This window comes from Gottfriedia acidiceleris (assembly GCF_050457485.1).
Taxonomy (GTDB): domain Bacteria; phylum Bacillota; class Bacilli; order Bacillales; family Bacillaceae_G; genus Gottfriedia; species Gottfriedia acidiceleris_D.
Genome location: NZ_JBCMJM010000017.1, coordinates 241,870 through 267,571, shown reverse-complemented (window position 1 = coordinate 267,571; position 25,702 = coordinate 241,870). Strand labels below are relative to the sequence as shown.

General features: G+C 33.6%; 24 protein-coding genes. 14 read left to right on the top strand and 10 right to left on the bottom strand.

Annotation, left to right across the window (positions count from 1 at the left end; genetic code table 11):
* Positions 1-86 precede the first annotated feature (86 nt).
* The 9 genes from ABEY15_RS18950 (at position 87) to ABEY15_RS18910 (ending at position 10,590) form a co-directional block, all read left to right on the top strand.
* Positions 87-1,394: an extracellular solute-binding protein gene (locus ABEY15_RS18950; RefSeq protein ID WP_429891668.1), complete on the top strand. Its 1,308-nt coding sequence runs from the start codon at positions 87-89 to the stop codon at positions 1,392-1,394.
* An 81-nt stretch (positions 1,395-1,475) separates the two neighbouring features.
* Positions 1,476-2,351, top strand: coding sequence for a carbohydrate ABC transporter permease (locus tag ABEY15_RS18945; RefSeq protein ID WP_429891667.1), 876 nt, complete (start codon positions 1,476-1,478; stop codon positions 2,349-2,351).
* Between the two features lie 102 nt (positions 2,352-2,453).
* Positions 2,454-3,269 (top strand): carbohydrate ABC transporter permease, encoded by an 816-nt coding sequence (locus ABEY15_RS18940; protein ID WP_387326040.1) that lies wholly within the window; start codon positions 2,454-2,456, stop codon positions 3,267-3,269.
* 46 nt (positions 3,270-3,315) lie between these two features.
* Positions 3,316-3,951, top strand: a complete 636-nt coding sequence (locus tag ABEY15_RS18935) for a YesL family protein (RefSeq protein WP_429891666.1) — start codon at positions 3,316-3,318, stop codon at positions 3,949-3,951.
* A 32-nt stretch (positions 3,952-3,983) separates the two neighbouring features.
* Complete coding sequence (locus tag ABEY15_RS18930) at positions 3,984-4,955, top strand: aldose 1-epimerase (protein WP_429891665.1); 972 nt, start codon at positions 3,984-3,986, stop codon at positions 4,953-4,955.
* A gap of 33 nt (positions 4,956-4,988) precedes the next feature.
* Positions 4,989-6,323, top strand: coding sequence for a xylose isomerase (gene xylA, locus ABEY15_RS18925; RefSeq protein ID WP_429891664.1), 1,335 nt, complete (start codon positions 4,989-4,991; stop codon positions 6,321-6,323).
* Positions 6,324-6,417: 94 nt separating this feature from the next.
* Positions 6,418-7,917: a xylulokinase gene (xylB, locus tag ABEY15_RS18920; RefSeq protein WP_429891663.1), complete on the top strand. Its 1,500-nt coding sequence runs from the start codon at positions 6,418-6,420 to the stop codon at positions 7,915-7,917.
* Positions 7,918-7,956: 39 nt separating this feature from the next.
* Entirely contained in the window at positions 7,957-8,940 is a 984-nt protein-coding gene (locus ABEY15_RS18915) for an aldo/keto reductase (protein ID WP_429891662.1), read from the top strand.
* 45 nt (positions 8,941-8,985) lie between these two features.
* Positions 8,986-10,590, top strand: coding sequence for a glycoside hydrolase family 43 protein (locus ABEY15_RS18910; RefSeq protein WP_429891661.1), 1,605 nt, complete (start codon positions 8,986-8,988; stop codon positions 10,588-10,590).
* Positions 10,591-10,643: 53 nt separating this feature from the next.
* On the opposite strand, the gene ABEY15_RS18905 is transcribed toward ABEY15_RS18910, so the two are convergent.
* Positions 10,644-12,179 carry a DHA2 family efflux MFS transporter permease subunit gene (locus ABEY15_RS18905; RefSeq protein ID WP_429891660.1) on the bottom strand — a complete coding sequence of 512 codons (1,536 nt, stop codon included), beginning with the start codon at positions 12,177-12,179 and terminating at the stop codon, positions 10,644-10,646.
* A gap of 211 nt (positions 12,180-12,390) precedes the next feature.
* On the opposite strand from ABEY15_RS18905, the gene ABEY15_RS18900 reads away from it, so the two are divergent.
* From ABEY15_RS18900 to ABEY15_RS18890, 3 genes are all read left to right on the top strand, one after another.
* Positions 12,391-13,281: a TetR/AcrR family transcriptional regulator gene (locus tag ABEY15_RS18900; RefSeq protein WP_429891659.1), complete on the top strand. Its 891-nt coding sequence runs from the start codon at positions 12,391-12,393 to the stop codon at positions 13,279-13,281.
* A gap of 285 nt (positions 13,282-13,566) precedes the next feature.
* Positions 13,567-15,645, top strand: a complete 2,079-nt coding sequence (locus tag ABEY15_RS18895) for a carbon starvation CstA family protein (RefSeq protein WP_429891658.1) — start codon at positions 13,567-13,569, stop codon at positions 15,643-15,645.
* On the top strand, positions 15,635-15,838 hold the full coding sequence (locus ABEY15_RS18890; RefSeq protein WP_056469068.1) for a YbdD/YjiX family protein: 204 nt from the start codon (positions 15,635-15,637) through the stop codon (positions 15,836-15,838). Before ABEY15_RS18895 ends, ABEY15_RS18890 begins: the two co-directional genes overlap by 11 nt.
* Positions 15,839-15,911: 73 nt before the next feature.
* Here ABEY15_RS18890 and ABEY15_RS18885 read toward each other — a convergent pair whose 3' ends face one another.
* The 9 genes from ABEY15_RS18885 to queC all read right to left on the bottom strand — a co-directional run bounded on the left by ABEY15_RS18885 (position 15,912) and on the right by queC (position 23,663).
* A complete protein-coding gene (locus ABEY15_RS18885) occupies positions 15,912-16,583 on the bottom strand; it encodes a YdeI/OmpD-associated family protein (RefSeq protein WP_429891657.1) in 672 nt (223 codons plus the stop codon).
* A gap of 112 nt (positions 16,584-16,695) precedes the next feature.
* Positions 16,696-18,639: an FtsX-like permease family protein gene (locus ABEY15_RS18880; RefSeq protein WP_429891656.1), complete on the bottom strand. Its 1,944-nt coding sequence runs from the start codon at positions 18,637-18,639 to the stop codon at positions 16,696-16,698.
* Positions 18,629-19,390 carry an ABC transporter ATP-binding protein gene (locus tag ABEY15_RS18875; RefSeq protein ID WP_429891655.1) on the bottom strand — a complete coding sequence of 254 codons (762 nt, stop codon included), beginning with the start codon at positions 19,388-19,390 and terminating at the stop codon, positions 18,629-18,631. Before ABEY15_RS18875 ends, ABEY15_RS18880 begins: the two co-directional genes overlap by 11 nt.
* A gap of 104 nt (positions 19,391-19,494) precedes the next feature.
* Positions 19,495-20,499 carry a sensor histidine kinase gene (locus ABEY15_RS18870; protein ID WP_429891654.1) on the bottom strand — a complete coding sequence of 335 codons (1,005 nt, stop codon included), beginning with the start codon at positions 20,497-20,499 and terminating at the stop codon, positions 19,495-19,497.
* A complete protein-coding gene (locus ABEY15_RS18865) occupies positions 20,499-21,185 on the bottom strand; it encodes a response regulator (RefSeq protein WP_429891653.1) in 687 nt (228 codons plus the stop codon). The genes ABEY15_RS18870 and ABEY15_RS18865 overlap by 1 nt, the downstream gene beginning before the upstream one ends.
* A 131-nt stretch (positions 21,186-21,316) precedes the next feature.
* Positions 21,317-21,814 carry a preQ(1) synthase gene (queF, locus tag ABEY15_RS18860; RefSeq protein WP_088012612.1) on the bottom strand — a complete coding sequence of 166 codons (498 nt, stop codon included), beginning with the start codon at positions 21,812-21,814 and terminating at the stop codon, positions 21,317-21,319.
* Between the two features lie 5 nt (positions 21,815-21,819).
* On the bottom strand, positions 21,820-22,536 hold the full coding sequence (gene queE / locus ABEY15_RS18855; RefSeq protein ID WP_429891652.1) for a 7-carboxy-7-deazaguanine synthase QueE: 717 nt from the start codon (positions 22,534-22,536) through the stop codon (positions 21,820-21,822).
* Complete coding sequence (gene queD, locus ABEY15_RS18850) at positions 22,529-23,005, bottom strand: 6-carboxytetrahydropterin synthase QueD (protein WP_429891651.1); 477 nt, start codon at positions 23,003-23,005, stop codon at positions 22,529-22,531. Before queD ends, queE begins: the two co-directional genes overlap by 8 nt.
* The gene (queC, locus tag ABEY15_RS18845) at positions 22,998-23,663 is read right to left on the bottom strand and encodes a 7-cyano-7-deazaguanine synthase QueC (RefSeq protein WP_429891650.1); all 666 of its coding nucleotides are present in this window, start codon (positions 23,661-23,663) and stop codon (positions 22,998-23,000) included. The genes queD and queC overlap by 8 nt, the downstream gene beginning before the upstream one ends.
* A gap of 415 nt (positions 23,664-24,078) precedes the next feature.
* Here queC and ABEY15_RS18840 point away from each other — a divergent pair, with 415 nt between their 5' ends.
* Together ABEY15_RS18840 and ABEY15_RS18835 are read left to right on the top strand one after the other, a co-directional pair.
* Positions 24,079-24,936, top strand: coding sequence for a glycosyltransferase (locus ABEY15_RS18840; protein ID WP_429891649.1), 858 nt, complete (start codon positions 24,079-24,081; stop codon positions 24,934-24,936).
* A 140-nt stretch (positions 24,937-25,076) separates the two neighbouring features.
* The gene (locus ABEY15_RS18835; protein WP_429891648.1) at positions 25,077-25,289 is read left to right on the top strand and encodes a hypothetical protein; all 213 of its coding nucleotides are present in this window, start codon (positions 25,077-25,079) and stop codon (positions 25,287-25,289) included.
* Positions 25,290-25,702 lie beyond the last annotated feature (413 nt).

Here is a 25,702-nt window from a genome sequence, read left to right as displayed (position 1 = left end):
TATCCAATCGTGGTTACCTTACCGCGTTTTTTTTTTAGTGCTAGAATTTACTTGTAACGAAAAATTCAAAAAAATGGGGGTTAGACATGTTTAAGAAAGCGTCTTCATTAATGTTAGCACTAGTTCTTATTCTGATGGTTGCTTTAACTGGCTGTGGTAAATCAAATAACGCGTCAACTGAAAGCGGTTCCAAAAAAGTAATTAAGTTTATGCATCTTTGGCCAGCTGGTAGTTCTAAGCAACAAAATTTAATTGTATCTGACATTATTAAGCAATATGAGGCTGAACATAAGGATGTAAAAATCGAAGTAGAAGTTCTTGAAAATGAGCAATACAAGAATAAGATTAAAGTTCTTTCTTCTTCTAATGAACTTCCTGATGTCGGGTTTACATGGGCAGCAGGATATATGAAACCATTTGTAAAAGGTGGCCTTTTTGCTGATTTAGATGATGTGTTAAATAACGGATTAAAAGATTCTTTTGTAAGCGGAACAACAGAAGCATATGCAATCGATGGAAAAACATATGGATTACCTCTAGAGCTAAACATCGCTCCAATTTATTACAATAAAGCAATTTTTGAAAAATATAACCTTCAAGTACCACAAACTTATAGCGAATTCCAAAACGTTGTTAAAACACTTGCTAAAAATGGGGTTGCGCCAATCGCTTTAGGAAATAAAGATCGTTGGACAGGTTCACTTTGGTATATGTATTTGGCAGACAGAATTGGTGGAGCTGATGTACTAAATAAAGCAATTAACCGTACAGGAACATTCGAAGATCCTGCACTTGTATCAGCGGCATCAGAGGTTCAAAACCTAGTTAAAGAAAATGCATTTAATAAAGGTTTTAATGGATTATCGAATGATGAAGGTAAATCTGAATTCTTAAATGGAAATGCAGCTATGTACTTAATGGGAACATGGGAGCTTCCAAACTTTACGACAAATGAAGAAATTCCAAAAGATTTCCGTGATAACGTAGGTTTCTTTAAATTCCCTACTTATGAAGGCGGAAAAGGAAATATTAACAGCTGGGTTGGCGGCCCTGGAGTAGGTTTATTCGTAGCAGAGCATTCAAAAGTTAAAGCTGAAGCTAAAGACTTTGTTAAATTCTTTGTAGAGAAGTGGGGAGAGCAATCTGTTGAAAAAGCGGGTGTAATTCCAGCGACTAAGGTTGATACTTCAAAAGTAAATTTACCGCCGTTATATATTGATGTGTTAAATGAGCTAAATAAAGCTAGTAACTTAACACTATTTGCTGACGTTCAAATGAGTGCTTCTGTAGCAGAAACTCACTTAAACTTAATCCAATCTTTATTTGGAAATGAAGTAAAACCAAAAGACTTTGCAAAACAACATGAAGAAGCTTTAAAGGCAGAAGATAAATAAATTCTGACTAATGAAAAGGGCATATGGATTCATTGTAATATGCCCTTGATTTTTAAATATAGGGGAAGGAGTTGAATCGAAGTGAATAAAGCTATGTCAAATAAAAAAATAATCGCCTTGTATATTACACCAGCTCTTTTTCTGATCCTTGCTTTGATTTACGTTCCAATCGTACAAACTGGATACTTTGGCTTAATGAAATGGAATGGAATTGGGGAAAAGGAGTTCATAGGTTTAAAGAATTACTCCCACTTATTACATGATCCTCTATTTTGGAAAAGTGCTTTCCACTCCTTTTTATTGGCAGTATTTTCAGCAGTTAGTTTAATTGGTTATTTGTTCATCTCATTTATACTTGCCGGAAAAATTAAAGGTGCAGACCTTCTTAGAAAAATATATCTGATTCCAATGCTGCTTGCTTCTGTAGCAATTGCTCAGCTTTGGCTTAAAATTTATCATCCTACTAACGGTATTCTAAATAGCTTACTTGTTTCTCTAGGAGTTGATAATCCTCCAGCCTGGTTAGCAGAAACAAACTTAGCATTATATGCGATTATTATTCCAATTATTTGGCAGTACGCCGGTTTTTATATTCTGATTTACTATGCAGCTCTTAAAAATATTCCGGAATCTCTAATAGAGGCTGCAAGAATGGACGGGGCAACACCAATTCAAATCGCATTAAAAATAAAATTACCATTAATCATGAATGTTGTGAAAGTAACGATTGTTCTTGCTGTCGTTGGATCACTTAAATATTTTGATTTAATTTATGTTATGACAGGTGGGGGCCCTAATGGTTCAAGTGAAGTAATGGCTTCCTATATGTATCAAAAAGCATTCAAAGGTTTTGATTTTGGATATGCAAGTGCAATTGGATTTTTCTTATTAGTTATTTGTTTAGTAGTTACTTGGGTTATTCGTAAGTTTACTGAAGCAAATAATGACATTTACTAAAAGAAAGGGGGATTTTAAGTGGATACGGTAAGAGCTACAGGACCTCAAGCCATTGTAACTGAAAAGAAAACTGACCGAAGCAAGAATAGTGTTTTTAATAAAATTGCTTACGGATTTATGTATCTTTTCCTTATAATCGTAGCGATTTTTCAACTATTTCCGATCATATGGCTATTTCTTTTTTCACTAAAAAATAACCAAGAAGTTTTCAATATGTCACCTTTTTCTTTACCTGAAAGCCCAAAGTGGGAGAATTACACGAAAGTTTGGACTGAGGGAAACATTAGTCAATATTTCTTTAACAGTGTGACTTATACAATCGCTGCCGTTATTTTAACGGTTGTATTAGCAAGTATGGTAACCTTCGCCATTACAAGAATGAATTGGAAAGCAAGTAAATGGGTATTGGGATTATTTATGGTAGGTTTAATGATCCCAGTCCATTCTACATTGATTCCTTTATTTAATACTTTTACAAAAATAAATTTAATTGATAATCCACTCTCGGTAATCCTTACGTACACAGCTTTTAACTTGCCAATTACGATTATGATTTTAATTGGTTTTTACGAAGCTCTTCCTAGAGAGGTAGAAGAAGCAGCGATTATGGACGGAGCATCAATTAATCATATCTTTTTTAAGATTACTTTACCAATGACATCACCAGTAATTGCTACTGCAGCAATTATTAATATGATTTACAACTGGAATGAGTTTGTCTTTGTTAATACATTTATAAGTTCAGATCAATTTAAAACACTCACGGTTGGTATTCAAAACTTTATTGGACAGTATACGACTGATTGGGGAGCAATTGGAGCTACGTTAGTTATTAGTATTCTACCAATCCTAATTGCCTTCCTTATATTAAGTAATCGAATTGTAGAAGGAATTGCTTCTGGGTCAGTAAAAGGTTAACTGCATTAGATAAAGCTAAAATGAATTAGTAAAGGAGGGTGATTAAATGATACTCGGAAAAACAATGGGTAAATTGTTTACGCTATGTGAGTGGGTTATGAAATTAGCATATGTTAATCTACTATGGTTCCTCTTTACAATTGCAGGACTAGTCATATTTGGTTTTTTCCCTGCTACAGTAGCCCTATTTACAATTGTTCGTAAATGGATAGTAAAAGATACTGATCTTCCGATTTGGAGAACTTTTTTAAGTGTCTTCCTGAATGAATTTAAAAGTTCCAATAAACTTGGTTTGGTATTCATTTGTAGTGGTATCTTCCTAGCGTTTGATGTATTTTACATTCGAACGATTGAAGGGGTGCTCCAATTTATCTTAATCATCCCTTTGTTAATCATTGTGGCAGTTTATTTAATGGTTTTCCTTTATATTTTCCCACTATATGTACATTACGAATTTAAACTTAAAGACTATTTAAAAAATGCATTCTTTTTAAGTGTTTTTCATTTTCACATTACTTTACTAATGATAGTTAGTCTAATCGCAATATTATTTTTGTTGATGTACCAACCAGGACTAATTCCATTCTTTAGTGTCGTGTCAATTGCTTGGATTTTCATGTTCTGTGGTATGTATAGCTTTAATCGAATAGACCAAAGACAAGGTAAGGCTAGTAAAGTCTAAGTGCAGAAATTATGACAGAACGGGGAATCTAGATGAATACTTATGCTGAGGAAATCTCTTTTTTAAATGAACCAGCGATTAAAGCAGGTAATAGTGAATTGGAGATTATCATTATTCCCGGATGGGGATCAAACTTGATTTCCATGGTTCATAAAAAATCAAATACTGAGCTTTTAAGGGTCCCTAACTCAACCGAGGAGTATTTGAATAATCCAGTTCTTTACGGTACTCCAATCCTGTTCCCTCCAAACCGAATCGATCAAGGTAAGTTTCGATTTGGCAAAAGAACGTATCAATTTGAAATTAATGAAATGGACAAGCAAAATCACATTCATGGTTTTATTCACACAAGGGAGTGGAATATCTCGAGTGTAGAAGTTAATGAGCAAACGGTGAAAATTATTACTGAGTTTGATTCAAGTAAGCATGAAGATGTAATGACTCAATTCCCACATCATTTTGTGATAAGAATGAGCTTTATTCTGAATGATAATTTATTCGCTAAAAAAGCAGAAATTATTAATAAAAGTAATGAAGTTTTACCGTTTGGATTTGGATATCATACTAGTTTCGTATTCCCAGAAGAAACTTCAATCTTTAAGCTTCCAGTCGATAAACGTTGGAAACTAAATGATCGATTTTTACCAACAGGAGAATTAGAAGATGTTGAGTACAAAAATGAGTTGAGTGAAGGAATGAGCTTGTACGGGCTAGAGCTAGATGATGTTTTTCTATCTAGTCCTAATAACAGTGGCCTACAAACGGCACAAATAACAAACAATTCAACAGGAATTGAGATTAATTATACCGTTGACCAAAGTTTTAAGCATTGGGTTGTTTATAACAAAGATGGGAGAAGCGGCTTTTTATGCCCTGAGCCTTACACGTGGGTAACTAACGCTCCTAATCTTGAAGTGAATGGAGAATTGACTGGCTTACAGGGAATTGAGCCAGATGATATGAAAGTATTGCGCACATGGATTGTCATTTCACATAAGTCATAAAATACAAAACTACTATTTTAGGAGGAATTAAGCATGAGTTACTTTACTAATATTAACAAAATTAAATTCGAAGGTCCTAAATCAAAAAATCCATTTTCATTTAAATATTATGATCCTCAAAGAATAATTAATGGCCAAAAAATGGAGGATTTACTTCGTTTTTCAGTTGCTTACTGGCATACATTTACTGCGGATGGTTCAGATCCATTTGGAACAGGTACAATGCAACGTCCATGGAACCATTTAACGGGAATGGATCTTGCTAAAGCACGTGTAGAAGCATCATTTGAGTTCTATGAAAAATTAGATGTTCCTTTCTTCTGTTTCCATGATTCAGATGTTGCCCCTGAAGGAAATACATTAGGTGAAACTTATAAAAACTTAGATGTCATTGTAGAAATGATAAAAGAATATATGAAAACAAGTAAAACTAAATTGCTTTGGAACACGGCAAATATGTTTACTCATCCTCGCTATGTAAATGGAGCCGCTACTTCTAATAACGCGGACGTATTTGCATATTCAGCTGCAAAAGTGAAAAAAGGATTAGAAATTGCAAAAGAGCTTGGTGCAATTAACTATGTATTCTGGGGTGGGCGTGAGGGTTATGACACGCTTATGAATACAGATATGAAGCTTGAGCAAGACAACCTTGCGCGTTTCTTCCATATGGCTGTAGATTATGCAAAAGAAATCGGATTCGATGGTCAGTTCTTAATCGAACCAAAACCAAAAGAACCAACGAAGCATCAATATGACTTTGATGTGGCAACTGGACTAGCTTTCTTACAAGCTAATGGTTTAGAGAAACAGTTTAAATTCAATATTGAAGCAAATCATGCAACCCTTGCTGGTCATACATTTGAGCATGAATTACGCGTTGCTCGAATTAATGGAATGCTTGGTTCAGTTGATGCAAACCAAGGTGATAAGTTAATTGGTTGGGATACAGATGAGTTCCCTACAGATCTTTACTCTACTACATTAGCAATGTATGAAATCTTAAAAAATGGTGGCTTAGGAAAAGGCGGCCTGAACTTTGATGCAAAAGTTAGAAGAGGATCATTTGATGTAGAAGATTTATTCCATGCACATATAGCTGGAATGGATAGCTTTGCAATTGGCACATTAGTAGCTAATAAACTAATTGAAGATAAAGTATTTGAAAGCTTTATTGAAGATCGTTATAGCAGCTTCACTTATGGTATTGGTAAAGAAATCGTAGAGAATAAGGCAAGTTTCCATACACTTGAAGCTTATGCATTAAATTTGGGTGATATCCAAAATAAATCTGGTCGTGAAGAACGTCTTAAATCAGTGTTAAACCAATATTTATTAGAAGTGATTGCTGAATTCGCAACAGTTTAAAAATCTTTTGACCATAAAATGTGCTGGGAAACTCTTATTTCCAGCACATTTTTCTCATACGATATGCTAAAAAAACAATAAAAGGATGATTGTTATGAAATATGTAGTTGGTATTGATTTAGGTACAAGTGCCGTAAAAATTTTGTTAGTTAATCAGTCCGGAGAGGTATGCCAAGAAGTATCTCGTGCCTATCCATTAATACAAGAGAAATCCGGATATAGTGAACAAAATCCAGAAGAATGGGTTGAAAAAACAATCGACGGACTTGCTGAACTAGTTAGAGATTTTAAAGGTCATCCGAATGATATAGAAGGGATTAGCTTCTCAGGGCAAATGCATGGTCTAGTGCTATTGAATAAAGAAAATGAAAGCCTTCGTAATGCAATTTTATGGAATGACACAAGAACGACTAAGCAATGTGAAAAGATCAATGAAATAGTTGGCAAAGAACGTTTACTTGAAATAACGAAAAATCCAGCACTTGAAGGATTTACTTTACCAAAGCTTTTATGGGTAAAGGAAATTGAACCGGAGATTTTTCATCAGGCAGCAGTATTTTTATTGCCTAAAGACTATCTTCGTTATCGTCTGACTGGAGAAATTCATACTGAATACTCGGATGCTGCTGGAACATTACTTTTAAACGTAAAAGATAAGCAGTGGAGTGAAGAAATATGTACTAAATTCGATATTCCTTTACATCTTTGCCCACCAATTATCGAGTCTCATGATTGTGTCGGAACAATTACAAAAGAGGTTTCTAATTTGACAGGAATTAGTCGTGAAGTGAAAGTATTTGCAGGAGGAGCCGATAATGCTTGTGGTGCAATTGGCTCAGGTATTTTAAAAGAAGGCAATACGCTATGTAGTATTGGTACTTCAGGAGTTGTTCTTTCTTATGAAGAGCATGGAGAACACGACTTCAAAGGTAAAGTTCATTATTTTAACCATAGTAAAGAAGATGCTTTCTATTCAATGGGTGTAACGCTTGCCGCAGGATTTTCATTAAGCTGGTTTAAAGATACTTTTGCTGAGGGTGTGAATTTCGAACAACTATTAGATGATGTTGATCGTGTTTCAATTGGATCAAATGGTTTAATGTTTACTCCGTATTTGGTTGGTGAAAGAACGCCACATGCGGATTCAGTTATTAGAGGATGTTTTATCGGTATGGATGCAGCACATAAGAGAAGTGATTTTGCAAGGTCTGTCATGGAAGGCATTACTTTTTCATTGAATGAGTCAATTGAAATTTTCCGAAATAACGGTAAGAAGATAGATTCAATTATTTCAATTGGTGGCGGTGCTAAAAATCCTATTTGGCTTCAAATGCAAGCAGATATTTTTAATGCGGCAATTATTAAGCTTTCAAGCGAGCAAGGTCCTGGAATGGGTGCAGCGATGCTTGCTGCTTATGGATGTAATTGGTTTGAATCATTAGAGGCGTGTGCGGAAGAGTTTATAAAGCCAATCACTTCATATAAACCAATTAGTGAAAATGTTAAACAATATGAGAAGCTTTATTCTATTTATAAGCAAGTTTATTCCAACACGAAGGAACTAAATAGAATGTTATCTGAATTTAGAAAGTAGTATAAGACGCTAAAGATAACACTAGAGGGGGAGTTTTACTTGAATTATCGAGAGCTTGGTAATACAGGTTTAATGATTAGTGAGGTAAGTTTTGGAACTTGGGCAATTGGTGGAGCATGGGGAAAAACAGATGATACTGAAGCTTTAAAATCATTACAGCACGCAATCGACCAAGGTGTAAATTTTTTTGATACTGCAGATGTTTATGGAGATGGTCATAGCGAAGAACTGTTAGCTAAAGCCACAAAAGGACTTGAAGACAAAATTTATATCGGCACAAAGTTTTGCCGAAAAGGTGATATCTTTTCACCGGAAAATTACTCATATGAAGAGGTTAAGTCTTATTGCGAGGATAGTCTAAAACGCTTAAATCGAGATGTGATCGATTTATATCAAGTACATTGCCCAGCAACTGAAATTTTAAAGGATGGACAAGTATTTGATGTACTTGACCGTTTAAAAAGTGAAGGGAAAATCCGCCATTACGGGGTTAGCGTTGAAACGGTTGAAGAAGGAATGATTTGTTTAGAAAACTCAAATGTGAAAAGCTTACAGGTTATCTTTAATATTTTTAGACAAAAACCATTAGAAGAATTACTACCTGAGGCTTATAAACGTGGGGTTGGAGTTCTTGTAAGGTTACCTCTAGCCAGTGGACTCTTATCTGGAAAGTATAAGACTGATCATATTTTTGAGGAAGATGATCACCGAAACTTTAATGAAAATGGAGCGGCCTTTAATATCGGAGAAACATTTGCAGGCTTGGGCTTTAAAAAAGGAGTAGAATTGGTAAATCGAATTAACTGGATTGCTGAAGGAAGGTCATCGATGGCAAGTGCAGCACTTAGATGGATCTTAGATCAAAAGGAAATTACATGTGTAATTCCTGGATTTAGAAACCAAAGCCAAGTGGATGGCAACTTAGAAGCAATGAATATACAATCTTTTTCGAAAGCAGAATTAGATCAATTAGAGCTTTTCTATCAAAAAAATGTTTCTGACTTTATCAAAGGTGCTTACTAATAAGTAATGTATTGAACTATATAGATGTATATGGAGGAGTTTAAAATGGCTAAAATCAGTAATCCAATTTTACCGGGATTTAATCCGGATCCAAGTATTTGCCGAGTTGGGGAAGATTATTATATTGCAGTTTCAACTTTTGAATGGTTTCCAGGAGTAGGGATCTATCATTCAAAGGATTTAAAGAACTGGCGCATAGCATCAAGACCCTTGAAACGTTTAAGTCAATTAAACATGACAGGTAATCCAGATTCTGGCGGAATTTGGGCTCCTGCATTATCTTATCGTGATGGACAGTTTTGGTTAATTTACACTGATGTAAAGGTAGTTGAAGGTCAATGGAAAGATTGTCACAACTATCTCGCAACATGTGAAACGATTGACGGAGAATGGTCAGATCCAATTTACTTAAATAGTACTGGATTTGATCCGTCGCTATTCCACGATGAGGATGGAAAAAAGTATTTAGTGAATATGGTTTGGGATCATCGCGTAGGAAATCATCATTTTTATGGCATTTCATTACAAGAATACAGTGTAGAAGAACAGAAACTGATCGGAAAAGCAGAGGTTATCTTTAAAGGAACCGATATTAAACTGACGGAAGCACCACATTTATATAAAATAAATGATTACTATTACTTATTAACGGCAGAAGGTGGTACGAAATTTGATCACCAAGCTACAATTGCTAGGTCAAAACAGTTAATGGGCCCATATGAAGTACACCCAGAAAACCCATTAATTTCGTCATTCCATGCACCAAGAATTCCCCTTCAAAAAGCAGGACATGCATCAATTGTTCAAACACATACAGATGAATGGTTCCTTGTGCATTTAACAGGAAGACCATTACCAAGAGAAGGTCAACCGTTGTTAGACCCAAGAGGTTTCTGTCCATTAGGAAGAGAAACTGCTATTCAAAGGCTTGAGTGGAAAAATGATTGGCCGTATGTAGTAGGAGGGAATAGTCCTTCACTTGAAATAGAGGGTCCAAAAATAGAGGAAGTAAAATGGGAAAGCGATTACCCTGAGATGGATGACTTTAACTCAGAAATCTTAAACCCTCACTTTCAAAACTTAAGAATTCCATTAGGAGAGAAGATCGTTTCACTAAAAGACAATCCAGGGCATCTACGTCTTTACGGAAGAGAATCCCTAACATCTAAATTTACTCAGTCATTTATCGCAAGACGTTGGCAACATTTTAACTTTACTGCAGAAACAAAAGTAGCATTTAATCCAAGTACATTCCATCAATCAGCTGGTTTAGTAAATTATTACAACACTCAAAACTGGACTTCATGTCAAATAACTTCGAATGAAGAAAAGGGCAGAATTCTTGAATTAGTAACATGTGATAATTTTAAGTTCGATCAACCTCTTCAAGGCAACGAAATAATTATTCCAGAACACGTTGAATATGTGTATCTTCGAGTAGATGTGAAAACGAATGTTTACAAGTACTCTTACTCATTTGATGGAGAGGAATGGACAGAAATACCTGTAGCACTTTATTCATATAAACTGTCTGATGATTATATTCAAGGCGGTGGTTTCTTTACAGGTGCATTCGTTGGAATGCAATGTCAGGATACAAGTGGGCAAGGGTTGCATGCTGATTTTGATTATTTTGTTTATAAAAATTAGTAAAAAAGTTCAACCAATTTTGGTTGAACTTTTTTAGTCTAAGAATTACTTTATTAATTCTCTGCTAACTTTTTCTTAAAGTTAGCACTTGTATTCTTATTTTCTTTCACTACAGGTTCCTCTGCGGCTGTTGAACGTTTAATAAAGAATGCAAGAACTAGTGCTACTGCGGCAACGAATACCGTCACATAAAATGAGAAATTAATTCCCTCTAACATTGCCTTCATTGTGATCTCTTGCTTAATTTGAGCAAGCATTTCAGGTGTAGGTTTACTAGTCACATGCTTCATCGCTTCAGCAGCAAGTTCTTTAGCTTTAGATTCTGTACGATTCGACATTACTGTTACGAGTAAAGCAGTACCAATTGCTCCAGATACCTGCTGTAAAGTATTATTCATGGCAGTACCATGTGGATAGAATCGTTTTGGTAATTGATTTAAACCATTTGTTGATACTGGCATCATTACCATCGACATACCGAACATACGTAATGAGTATAAAATAATAATATGTGTATAAGTTGTATCCATTGTTAATTTACTTAAAAAATAAGTAGTAACAGTCATAATCGCTAAACCAGTTACTGCAAGTATTCTTCCGCCAATTTTATCAAATAATTTACCCGTAATTGGCGACATAATTGCCATTAATAATGCACCTGGTAACAGCATTAAGCCTGCATCAAAAGGTTTTATGCCTCGAAGCGTTTGAGTGTAAATCGGTAAAAGCATCATTGCTGAGAACATAGCCATTGTAACTACAATTGAAATCGCTGATGATAAAGCAAACATAGGATAGCGATAAATTCTAAAATTTAACATTGGCGTATCAAGTTTTAATTGACGCAAAATAAATAGTACTAATGAAATAACCCCTACGATTAAAGTCACATAAGCTTCTGGACTATCCCATCCTTTTGTTCCTGCAGTACTAAAACCATACAATAATCCACCAAAACCTATACTTGATAAAAGAACAGATAAAAGGTCGATCGTACTATTTGATTTCTCTTTTTTATCTTTAAGTAAGAAAAAGCCAATAATTAAAATCGTCAATGCGATCGGTGAAACAACATGGAAAAGCATTCTCCAGTCATAATGTTCAATAATCCAACCAGATAATGTTGGTCCAATTGCTGGTGCACCCATCATTACTAAACCAAAGAAGCCCATTGCAGTTCCTCGTTTTTCAACAGGGAAGCTAGTTAGCATAACGTTCATTAATAATGGCATTAAAATAGCCGAACCGGAAGCTTGAATCATACGGCCCGCTAATAATAAAGGAAACACATGTGCAAATCCTGCAGTTAAAGTACCAATATTAAATAAAAGTAGTGCAGTTAAAAATAAATGTCTAACAGAATATTTTTGGATTAAAAAAGCAGTAGTCGGAATTAAAATTCCATTTACTAGCATATATCCAGTAGAAAGCCATTGAACAGTCGAAGGCTCAACGTCCAAATCCTTCATAATAGAAGGTAAAGCAATATTAAGTAAAGTATTGTTTAAGAAAGCAATAAAAGCACCAATCATTAAGATTGTAATAATCCCATATGGTGGATTAACTGATTTATTCATGGAATGATCCATGATTCCCCCTCCTTTGTACATCTAGTTCAATTTTTTGAACTACGTTTCCATCTTCTATATAAGATAATATGATATACCATTCATTCATTAGATGCAATTATAATAACCATTAGAAATCTTTAATAATCTAATCAGATATTTACTAGTTAAAAATGTTAAAATAATGTACTATGTTTTTTAAGCAGTAATTAACTAGAACCAAGGTGATTATATGAATGATCGTAAACAGCATGTTGTAAAAATAGCTCATGAATTGTTTATTGAAAAAGGATTTCAAGCAACGTCAATTCAAGACATATTAGACTATAGCGGTATTTCTAAAGGTACATTTTATAATTATTTTTCGTCTAAAAGTGATTTAGTAGTCGCATTATTTAATATGATTTATAAAAAACTTGAACATGAAAGAAATGAGTTGTTGATCGGACAGAGCCCTTCAAACATTGAAATTTTCATTAAACAAATAACTTTATTAATGGAGGCAAATAGAGATAATAAATTGATTTCTCTATTTGAAGAAGTAATTTATATAAATGACTTAGATATTAAACAGTTCATAAGAGAAGGTAATTTTAAGACATTAAATTGGGTGTATACACGATTCTTAGACATTTTTGGCAGTGAGAAGAAAGATTTTTTATTAGATAGTGCCATTATGTTTTTAGGAATTATACACCATAATGTGAGATACTATGACCTCGCCAAAGATATGAATATTAGTATGGATCAAGTCGTCCGATATAGTGTAAAACGTATTATTAAGATTGTTGAGGATGTTGAGGAATCTGGTGAGCAATTATTCAATTTGGAATTATTAGATAGATGGTTACCAGTAAGAAAGACCGAAGAAAATCTTCAACAAAAGCTTTGTAGTATTATTTGTACAATGAAAAAATCAGCATTAAATAGTAATGAACAACAAAAGTACAATGAGTTACTAGATTTTTTACAAAACGAATTGTTGCAGTCAAAAACACCAAGAAAATATTTAATTGAGAGTGCCCTAGTATCCTTAAATGAAGGGAAGACATTACTAGGAGAAGAAGAACTACAAAGGCTGAATGAGCTGATCGACATTAATTTTATTCAACATGTAAAATAACTTAATTAATATGAAAGAAAACCATCCTTTAGCTTTTAATGCTTAGGTTGGTTTTCTTTTGTTTAAAAAATGATTAGTTCAAATGTTGCGATACTAAAGTTGTATTTTCCCTTGAAATTCTTTAATTAGATAAGTTCAATACAACTTTCGTCTACTTTTATGAAGGAAAATTAGCTTGAAATCAGTATAATTGTCGTTATTATACTTTTTTTACCATTAATTGACAAAAAATTCTGAATTGATGATATACTTTCTTTTATAAATGAAAAAGGAGGTATCTTTGTTGTGAAATCTTTAAAATCAATAGTAGTTTGGGGATTAATTTCAATACTTGGAGCTTTCTGTTTTTCTGTATTAGCTTTAAAAAGAGGGGAAACAATAAATGCAATTTGGCTCCTCACAGCGGCAGTTTGTACTTATGCAGTGGCTTATCGTTTTTATAGTAAGTTTATTGCAGAAAAAGTATTTAAACTAGACGAAGATCGTAAAACACCTGCCGAAATTAATAATGATGGTAAAGACTTTGTACCAACGAATAAGTGGGTATTATTTGGTCATCATTTTGCAGCGATAGCAGGGGCTGGACCACTGGTTGGACCAATTTTAGCTGCGCAAATGGGGTATTTACCCGGAACGATTTGGATTATAGTAGGAGTTGTTTTTGCAGGGGCAGTACAGGATTTTGTCATATTAGCTGCTTCTACACGTAGAAATGGTAAGTCGCTTGGAGAAATGATTAAGGAAGAGATTGGACCTATAACAGGGGTCATCGCGTTAATAGGTATATTAGGAATTATGGTTATTTTATTAGCTGTATTAGCACTTGTTGTAGTTAAAGCGCTTGCAGGAAGTCCGTGGGGAATGTTTACGATTGCAGCAACTATTCCAATCGCGATTTTCATGGGTATTTATATGCGATACATACGTCCAGGCCGAGTAGGAGAAGGGTCTTTTATTGGTGTGATTTTATTACTACTTTCATTATTTGCAGGACAATATGTAGCAGAAAATCCAACTTTAGCGGCAATGTTTACGTTTAAGGGAGAAACGATTGCCCTTATGTTGATTGGTTATGGGTTTATAGCATCAGTACTTCCAGTTTGGCTATTATTAGCTCCACGAGATTATTTAAGCACATTTTTAAAGGTTGGTACGATTTTAGCTTTAGCAATTGGCATTATTATTGTAGCACCAGATTTACAAATGCCGGCCGTTACAAAATTTATTGATGGAACAGGACCAGTATTTGCCGGAAATCTATTTCCATTTTTATTTATAACAATTGCTTGTGGATCTGTTTCTGGATTTCATGCATTAGTTGCTTCAGGCACTACGCCTAAAATGATTGAACGTGAAACGCATGCACGTGCTATTGGTTATGGGGCTATGTTAACGGAGTCTTTTGTAGCTGTAATGGCTATGATTGCCGCTTGTTTATTAACTCCAGGAGCATATTTTGCCATAAATAGCCCACCTGCCATAATTGGAACTGACGTGAACCAAGTGGCTCAAGTAGTTTCAAGTTGGGGCTTTACAATAGCTCCAAATGATTTGACTACGCTAGCCAAAGATGTAGGAGAACAAACAATTCTTTCTCGTACTGGTGGGGCACCAACTTTAGCAATCGGCATGGCGGCACTCTTCTCTAAAGTAATCGGTGGTAAAGCACTAATGGCTTTTTGGTATCATTTTGCTATTTTATTTGAAGCATTATTTATTTTAACAACAATTGATGCTGGAACTAGGATTGGACGTTATATGACGCAGGATATTTTAGGCAATGTGTATAAGCCATTTGGAAAGACGGATTCACTTCCTGCAAATTTAATTGCGACAGCTATTTGCGTTTTCGGCTGGGGTTATTTCCTTTATCAAGGTGTTATTGATCCACTTGGAGGCATTAATACTTTATGGCCGTTATTCGGTATCGCAAATCAAATGCTTGCAGCGATTGCATTATTGCTAGGCACAACTATCTTGCTGAAAATGGGGAAAAAGGCATATGCATGGATTACATTAGTGCCAACAATCTGGATATTAGTCGTTACAATGACAGCTGGTTGGCAAAAGCTGTTTCATGCATTACCTAAAATAGGGTTTTTAGCGCATGCTAAAGTTTTTAAAGATGGTTTGGATGCTGGCAAAATCCTTGCACCAGCAGCTAGTAAAGCACAAATGAATCAAATAATTTTAAATGACTATATTGACGCAACAATTTGTGGCTTGTTTATGGTGATTGTGCTTTTAGTTCTAATTGCTTCGATTCGAAATTGGATCAATATATTGTCTAATAAACCGATAAAATTACATGAAACTCCGTACATTAAACGTGAAGAAAGTGAACCGAAAAATTATGCACTATAAAGTGAAGGAGTTCAAAAAATATTATAAGCAGTTTATTAGTTTATTAGTAGGTGTACCTAGCTATGAGAAATATGTTGAACATATGAAAACACAACACCCTGATCAACCAATTCAATCTAGAAAAGAGTTCTTTATCGAAGCGCAAGAGTCACGTTTTAATTCAAAAGGTGGTAAAGTTACTCGTTGTTGTTAAAAAATATAGCACATCTAAATAATCTAATCAGTGAACAAAATCCACAAGAAATAATCTTGTGGATTTTTTGCTTCTATTTTTTATCTCTACGATATAAATCCAGCGTTTTATATCCAGCACCTAAGACCATTTTCATTTCTTCACGTCTTTTTGCCTTCGTTGCTTCTTGTTTAGCGCTATAGACGTGTCGTGCCCAATCTTTACGATATCCAGGAGTTAGAGATTTATAGATCGTAAGTAATTCAGGAGAATCTTCTAAATCCTTTTCAACATTTGGAATCATATCGATATAATCATCTACACACTGACTTGCTTTCGATGAATTCGCAGCTTTTGTTTTTGATTCGTCTTTTAATCCAACAACTGTAAAGACGTCATCTAATCCAACCATACGAGCAAATTTAATTGTACTTGAACCAATATATCCGCTCTCATCCGCACCTAATCCTTCAAATAAATCATCACGATGAATATAAGTCGGATATACTTTGTTTCCTTTTTTAGGATAGGCAATAAAAATATAGCCATTTTTGTCTAAATAATGATTCTGGATAATCTTTGTGACTAGTTTTTTTAACGAGTCCATATCAAGTACAAAAGCAAATATCAGATCATAAGGATGGTTTTGTAGATCCGTATCAAAATGTGGTAAATCTGCAAAATAATTTGCATCACTTGGTTGATTTAAAACTGTAGCTTTTTTATATTTTTTTAAGTTTAGCTTTTCAACAATCGTTTTAGTCATCCCGATCCACCTTTAAAGTAATATGTATAAGGCTATTATAAATCAAAATAAGTAAAAAAATAATAGAAGCTCAGGTTCGAGTTTCTATTATTTATTAGGTAGTATTGTTAGTCTAAAGAGCTTCTTTAATTACTTTTTTATAATAAAGAACGGATAAAAGACCAAAGACCGAATATAAAACAGCATATAAAACCATGACGATAATCATTGGTGTCCAGACTTCAGTACCGAATAAGAACCATCCAGATTGAACGGCAAAATAGCTATGAACTAGTCCGACTACTAATGGGATACCGAAATTAAACAATTGCTTAGAACGTATACCTCTTAATAGGTCTCTACGGGAGAAACCTAGTTTACGTAAAATAGTATAGTTTGGTTTTTCGTCAACACTTTCATCCATTTGTTTAAAGTATAAGATACATCCAGATGTCATTAAGAACGTTAGTCCTAAAAATCCGACGATGAACATAATAAGGCCCATATTTGCTTTCTGACTTTTAACGATTTCAAGTCGAGAAGCATTAGGATAATTCTTATCAAATTGATGGTCCATATAAATCGTATTTGCTTTTTCAATTTGTTTTTCATCACTTATATTAATTCCATTGTAGACAGTTGAATCTTTTTGAATGGATGAATCAAGATTCCGTTTTAATGTTTTAAATACTTGATCGTCTATAATTACAGTAGGAAATCCTCCATTTGTGAAATAGGAAGGTATAATCTTTTCACGTTTTAATCCTAAATAGTTTAGATTAAATTTTTCCTTACTGCTAGTTAATTCAATATGCCCTGAATCCTTTAAGGTCATAAATTTTTGAAGCATATCATCGTATCCAGTAAATAAGGCTTCATTTGAAGCAAGGTTTACTTTAACTGACTTTTCGCTTACAACCGCTAGTGGGAATTTGTCAGCATCCTTCATCATGCCTTTTAACTCTGTATCTAGTATATTCTTTATATTTGTATTAACTTGAATAACCTCAACCTGTTTTTCGTTATATTTAATACCATTTTCATTTAGAGCAGAGGTGAAAGTTTGTAAATCCTTATTATTATTTAAGAAAAAGTTAGCAGGGACATGGCTCTCTGCAGTTTTTTCGGCAGAATAATAAGATATATAGCTTAAAGATAATAATCCAATCGCTAGAGCTGAAACGGTTGTAATAATTGTTAGTAGCAAGGCATTAGACTTCATTCTAAACATAATTGAAGATAAAGATAGGACATCATTAATATTTAAATAGCCATTTTTCTTTTTACGAACGATATTTAAAATAAAACGAACCGAACTTTTATACACTAAATAAGTTCCAATAATGACTGACGCTAAAATATAAATCATTACCGAAAATAGTTCAGTCATAGTAGTAAAATCACCATCAAATAATTTTGATGATAGAAAATAACCTGAGATTATTAATAAAATACCTAAAATTCCAATAGAAATCTCGAAAATAGACATTTTTTTAAGCTTTCCTTCAGTCGATGAGACTACTCGGAATAAAGATAAAATAGTTTGACGTTTAATAAAAGCATAATTCATTAACATAATAAACGCGTAAATTACGACAAAAACAATTAATGTCTGCACTAATGCTTGTGAAGAAAAATGTAAAGTAGCAATCGCTTTTACTCCGACGATTTTATATAAAATCATGATGATTAGCCTTGAAATCGAAAAACCTACTAAGATCCCAAGAACCGATGAACTAAAATATAGAATACAATTTTCAACTGTTAAAATACCGAAAATCCTGTTTTTAGTCATTCCAATTAATTGAAACAAACCAATTTCTTTACTCCTTCTTTTTATAAAAATCATATTTGCATATAAAAGGAAAATCGAAACGATTGCGACAAGTAAAATCGACGCTGAGCGAATTGCTGCTGCTCCATTGATTGAACCCTTTGTCGCTTCCATTGAAGGATCATACTGCAATGTAACAAATGAGAAGTATAAGGCAGCACTAAAAATTAATGCAAAAACATATAGATAATAGTTTTTTAAATTCTTTTTTAAATTTCGGAATATCAAATGATTAATGCTCATGGTGAACACCACCTAATACACCTTGGGTTTTCATGATATCTTTAAAGAAATTCTGTCTCGTTTCATCGCCTTTGTGTAGTTGTGAATAGATTTGTCCATCTTTAATAAAGACAACGCGATTGCAGAAGCTTGCTGCTACTGGATCATGTGTAACCATTACAATTGTCGCGTTTCTTTTCTCATTTAGTTCACTTAGTTTATTTAATAAATCTGAAGCAGATTTTGAATCCAATGCGCCTGTAGGTTCATCTGCGAAAATAATACTAGGTTCATGAATAAATGCTCTAGCCGCTGAAGTACGCTGTTTTTGTCCCCCAGAGATTTCGTTAGGATACTTATCTTTTAATTCATAAATGCCAAGCTCTTTAGCAATAACATCAAACTTTTGATTTGCTTCACTTGGTGACGTTTTTGTTATTGATAAAGGTAGAAGTATATTTTCTTTTACAGTTAATGTGTCTAGTAAGTTGTATTCCTGGAAAATAAAGCCTAAGTAGTATTTACGAAATTCTGCTAATTGTTTTTCTTTCATATCCGTTATGTCTTTACCTTCAATTGAAATCGTTCCACTATTAATTTTATCTATCGAGGAAAGAACGTTTAGTAAAGTTGTTTTACCAGATCCAGACGGACCCATGATACTAACAAATTCACCTTTTTCGATGTTTATATTAATGCCACTTAACACTTCTTGTTTATTAAATTTATTTCCGTAACTTTTATGAATTTTATTTGCTTCTAAAATATTCAATTCGTACACTCCTTTATTTTCATTCGATAAAATTAGTATAAATGGTTACTAAGACCGTTTCCTTTGATTAACCGAACAATAAACAAAAGCATGTGACAATTTTGTCACATGCTTGTTATTTTTACAAATTCATTTCGTTTAGGGAAGGTTAGTGTGAAAGTTGAACCTTGATCTAACTCAGACTTTACTTGGAAAGTAATATGTAGGGACTGGGCAGCTTTCTTTGCTAAATATAATCCCATCCCTGTAGAGGCATTGTCTTGATGCTGAATCGTAGACGTAAATCCTTTTTCGAAAATTCGCGGCAAATCTTTTGAATGAATACCACGACCGAAGTCTTCAATTTCAAGAATCACTTGCTCATTTTTTTGCTTACTTATAATCCGAATGTCTGAAGATGGACTATATTTCACTGCATTTGTTAATAGCTGTCGTAGTATATATGATAGCCATTTAGCATCACTGAATACTTCTAGCTCCTCTAATTCAATATCAAATCCAATCCCTTTATGTATACACCATGATTGCAAAGTTTTAATCTCTGGATAAATGACATCTTCCAGTTGAATTTTTTCGATATAAAGATCATTTTCAATAAAAGGTATTCTTTTTTGGTGAAGCTGTTGATCTAGTAATAGGTGAATACGTAGCCATTCATATGTTAAATTTGATTTCAACTTTTCATCCTTCATACGATCAATCATTAAGTGCATTGCTGTTAAAGGTGTTTTTACTTCATGGATCCATGATAGGAGTTCATCTTTTTCTTGCTCTAAATAAGTTTGATTTTGAATAGCTATTTTTTTTAATAAGCTTGTTTGATTTGTTAAGCTATTTTCAACAATTTCTTCAAATGGGCTATTTGATTCTTCAACTCCAGTCAAATCAAGGTTATCTTCCCGTTCAACAAGACTTTTATAAAATTTTATTTCTTTAGGATATCGAATGACTAAAAAAATGATAAACAATAATAGTGATAGAAAGACAATGTAAAGTAGTGATTTTAAAGGAATTGACGAATCAATAAATGAAACAAATACAACAAGTACTTGTGTTAGTAGAAAAAAAAGAATCCAACTAAATCGCTCAATAAGAAATGTTTTAATCATTAGATAACCTCTTCTAAAGCAATATATCCTTGACCAACCTTTGTTTCAATAAATTGTCCTAATCCTATTTCATCTAGTCTTTTACGCAATCGATTTACGTTTACTGTTAAAGTATTATCACTAATAAATCGTTTATCATCCCAAAGGGCATTTATTAATTGCTCACGACTTACGATTTTATTTTTTTGTTCAATTAGTAGTTTTAAAATATAGATCTCATTCTTTGTAAGTTCAATTGCACCAGTTTTATTCGATACAGTATTTTTTTCATAGTCGACGGTTGCACTACACCAAGTTTTAAGAGCAATTTTTTCGGTATTGTAATTATATACGCGTCTAAGAGTAGCCTGGATTTTCGCAATTAGTACATCAAAATGGAATGGCTTTTGTATAAAATCATCTGCTCCAAGCTGCATCGACATGACCATATCCGAAGGGTGATCTCTTGAAGAGAGAAAGATAATAGGGACATTTGAATGGGAACGAATCATACGACACCAATGGAAACCATCGTATTTTGGTAGTTGTATATCAATGATGACTAAATCTGGTTTTATCTCTGTAAACTCTTGAATTACCTTACTAAAATCTGTTATTCCAAATACCTCGTAAGACCATCCAGATAAGCGATCTTTAATCTCAGTGAATAGAGAAGAGTCATCTTCAATGAGTAATAGTTTAAACAAATGGTTTCACCACACTTTTTATTTACTTTCCATTAATTGTAAAATAAAAACAAATTAAGTGCTATAAACGAATATAGTATTTACCTGAATAAAAAAAGTACACTGTATTTTATACAGTGCACTTTTAGTTCTTATCGATTATCAATCTTCTCAGGGTATAAATCATGGTTCATCATACGATGTTCAGCCATTTTTTCGTATTTTGTACCTGGTCGACCATAGTTACAATATGGGTCAATTGAAATTCCGCCACGTGGAGTGAATTTCCCCCAAACCTCAATATAACGAGGATCCATTAATTTGATTAGATCATCCATTATAATATTCATGCAATCCTCATGGAAGTCACCATGATTACGGAAGCTAAAGAAGTATAATTTTAATGATTTACTTTCAACCATTTTTTTCTCAGGAATATAGCTTATATAAATTGTCGCAAAATCAGGTTGACCAGTTTTTGGACAAAGTGAAGTAAATTCAGGGAAATTAAATTTTACGAAATAATCACGATCTGGATGAGTATTATCAAATGTTTCTAATATTCCTGGATCGTATTCAAATAAATATTTTGTGTTGTTGCTGCCAAGTAATGATACATCTTCTAGTGAACCTTTTGATCTTCCTACCATTTTGGTTAAACTCCTCTCTTATTTCCCCAAACAAATGCATGTAATTGAGGTAAAACTTTTACATTTTTAAATACTTTTGATTTCATTGCTTCATCTATTAGCCATTCGTAACGATTTAACATGTATTGTAATAAAGTGCTATCATCCGCATTTAGCCAACTATTTCCGACTTGTAAAAAGAACGGAACATGTGGGAATTTTTGATGAACAGTTTCCGCATAAGCTAAATCTTTTTCATCAAATATAACAACTTTTAAGCAAAACTTTGGATGATTTTCTAAATTTTGAATAATGCTTCCCAGTATATCAAAATCAGTATTCATGCCACTGCTAGGCGGTTTAGGCGATAAAGTCACTTCATCAATAGAAGGTAACCATGGTTGCCACTTACTACCTTGAGTTTCAAGAGCTAAAGTCATTTTCTTTTCCTTTAAAAACTCAACTACAGGGCCCAAAGATGGAAGTAAGGCAGGGTTTCCACCAGAAATCGTAATATGAGAGAATGTATCGCCGCCTATGTTGGTTAAATTCTTCCAAACTTCTTCAGCAGTCATCCATTTTATATTTTCTTTTTCACTACCATCCCAGGTGAACGAAGAATCGCACCAACTACAAGAGTAATCACAACCCGCAGTACGAATAAACATCGTTTTTTGGCCGATTGCCATTCCTTCACCTTGTACAGTAGGTCCGAATATTTCAAGTACTGGAATTTTACTCATTGATCATCCACTCCCTACGAGCTTCTGCATAGCAAGTAGGCGTTTCAAATAAACGAACAAACTCTACTCGAATATCTTGTGCAGGATTTGTATGATCTTTAAGTGCATTTTCCATTTGCTCATAAATCCAAACAACCATATTTTCTGCTGTTGTATTCATCGGGGGTAGCATCTCATTTAAATAACGGTGATCTAAATAGATTTCAATTTTTTCTTTCCAAATCTGTTTAATATCACCAAAATCGATCACTAAGCCGATTTCATCAACAAAACCACTAATTCCAAAAATAACTTTATATGTGTGTCCGTGTAAATTTTTACATTTACCTTCGTAGCAATGTAAGTGATGTGCAGCATCAAAGGTAAATTCTTTATTAACAAGAACGCGTTTATTGTGATATTTTAAGTCTTCTTTTTTTATATGCTCATCAATTTTATGAAGTCTTTCTACGATACGAAAATCAAACATTCTTTGCGGCTCCCTTCGATTGTAGGTAACGATCTAAACCAGCCTGACGAAGCTCACATGCCGGACATTCTCCACAACCATCAGAAATAATGCCGTTATAGCAACTTAATGTTTTATTTCTTACGTATTCAAATGCGCCTAAATCATCAGCTAGTTTCCATGTGTCAGCCTTATCGATCCACATAAGTGGAGTATGAATAACAAATGGATAATCCATTGATAGATTAAGAGTTACATTTAATGATTTAACAAAGATATCTCGGCAGTCAGGGTATCCGCTAAAGTCAGTCTCACAAACACCTGTAATAATGTGCTTTGCTCCTTTTTGTTTAGCAAGTACTGCTGCAAAAGATAGGAATAATAAGTTACGCCCATCGACGAATGTAGAAGGGAGTTCGCCTTCTTCGTGAGTTATATCAATATCTGATCTTGTTAAAGCATTTGGTGCAAGCTGATTTAACAGGGACATATCAAGGATATGGTGAGGAATATTTAATTCCTTACAAATATCTGCAGCTACATCTAATTCTAGTTTATGGCGCTGATTGTAATTAAACGTAACAGCCTCAACTTCACCAAATTGTTGCATAGCCCAGAATAAACAAGTAGTACTGTCTTGGCCACCGCTAAATACAACGATTGCTTTTTCATTTTTCATATTTCTTCTCTCCTTTACATGATTAAAAAGAAGAGGGCATCCCGAATAACAAAAATAAAAACAATACGACAAATATTGTTTTTCGCCTTATTTTTTTGTAGAGGGGAGTTTGCGACCTCTACCATAAGCAATAAAGCTTATGGATTTTTCTATTAAATTTTCTATCTATTAAATTGTACTAGAGAAGTACAATCATAATTCCCATTATAATCGTTTCACGTAAAAAGAACAAAAACTTTTGTAAGAAAGTAAAAAATTACATATGTCGGTTAGAAAAACACTGTTAATTTATTTGTATTTGCTGATACTAGTTTTTATATGGAAGTTACATTTTTGAATTTAGTAAATTAGATGATTAAAATTGAACAAATTCATAAGCCTTTTGTCGGAGTTTGTATTTTGGTATCCATTGGTTATGTCTTTATTTTGGGTGGCCGGATCCAGTCTATTTTTCCGATACCGAGAAAAAGGAAAGGATGTAAATTTTGAAGGGATTGATTGGCCATTAATTAGCATCTTAATACCTTGTTATAACGAAGAGGAAACAATTGAAAAGACAATTCAATATTTAGTGGAACTAGATTATCCATTAAAAGAAATTATTGCTGTAAACGATGGCAGTAAGGATTCAACCTTTAAAATTTTAGAAAAAATGGCAAATAATCATCGTGAGGTTAAAGCAATTGATTGTAGAGAAAATAGGGGGAAAGCAAATGCTCTACATATTGCTTGCCATGCATCAAAAGGGGAGTTTTTAGTTTGTATTGATTCTGATGCCATTTTTGCGCCTAAAGCTGCACAGTATCTTATTTATCATTTTCTACATAGTGGTGAAAGATTAGGTGCCGTAACGGGAAATCCAAGAATTCGAAATCGTGATACGCTACTGAGTAGATTACAAATAGTAGAATATTCTTCTATTATTGGGGCCATAAAAAGAACCCAAAGAATGCTAGGTAAAATTATGACTGTATCAGGGGTAGTCGTTGCATTTCGAAAAAAAGCACTTGTAGATGTAGGATTATGGGACCGCGACATGATTACAGAAGATATCGCAGTATCCTGGAAGCTACAAGAAAGATTTTGGGATATTCGCTATGAACCTCGTGCACTTTGCTGGATGTTAGTTCCAGAAACATTAAAAGGAATTTGGAATCAAAGAATTCGTTGGGCACAGGGTGGACAAGAGGTAATTATGCGGTATTGGCGTTTATTATTGGACTTTGGGCATAGAAGGATCTGGCCAATCTATTTGAACAATGGGTTAGTTTAATATGGTCATTTTCTTGGGTATTCGTGACAATTTACTATTTAATAACGGCTAACAGTATACAAGAATTAATAATATGGATGACCTTTTCTTCTTTCTCACTTGTTTTCATGAGTCTTATACAGCTTTGGATGTCGATAAGAGTGGATTCCACATACGATAACATAAAAAAATATTACTTGTGGGCCGCGTGGTATCCAGTTATTTATTGGGTTTTAAATGCAATGATTGTAATGTTTGCATTACCAAAAGCAATTAAATCAAGAATAAAAGGTGGTTATGCAACATGGACAAGTCCAGACAGGGGAAAAGGAAACTGGAATAATCGTTCATTCAAAGAAAAATTGGCTAAGTGAAGTGATAATTACTATTGCAACGTTAGTAGTTTGGATCTAATGCATAATTGTAATTGCTTATTTCATTAGTTCGCTAATAAATTACAATAATCGATATATAAATATAGTAAAGTCCTATTTTAAAATGACAAATCATGACATACGTATTTTTATTTTATTTACAATCCTTTTGTGGATCGGTTTTTATTTTGGTCTTTTAGGTTGGAAATTTTATAATCTAAAAAGATTTGGATCATTACGGAGAAGGTCATATCCAAAATTTACAACAAAGGAGGACCTCTTAAATTTAAAGCTTATGTCTGAAGAGGATTACAATAAATTACAGGATTCCAAAATAATAATCTTTGAAAATAACCCTATTCAAGAGTTAGTTAGTCATAATAAAAAATAAGTAATCCACATGTGGATATTTT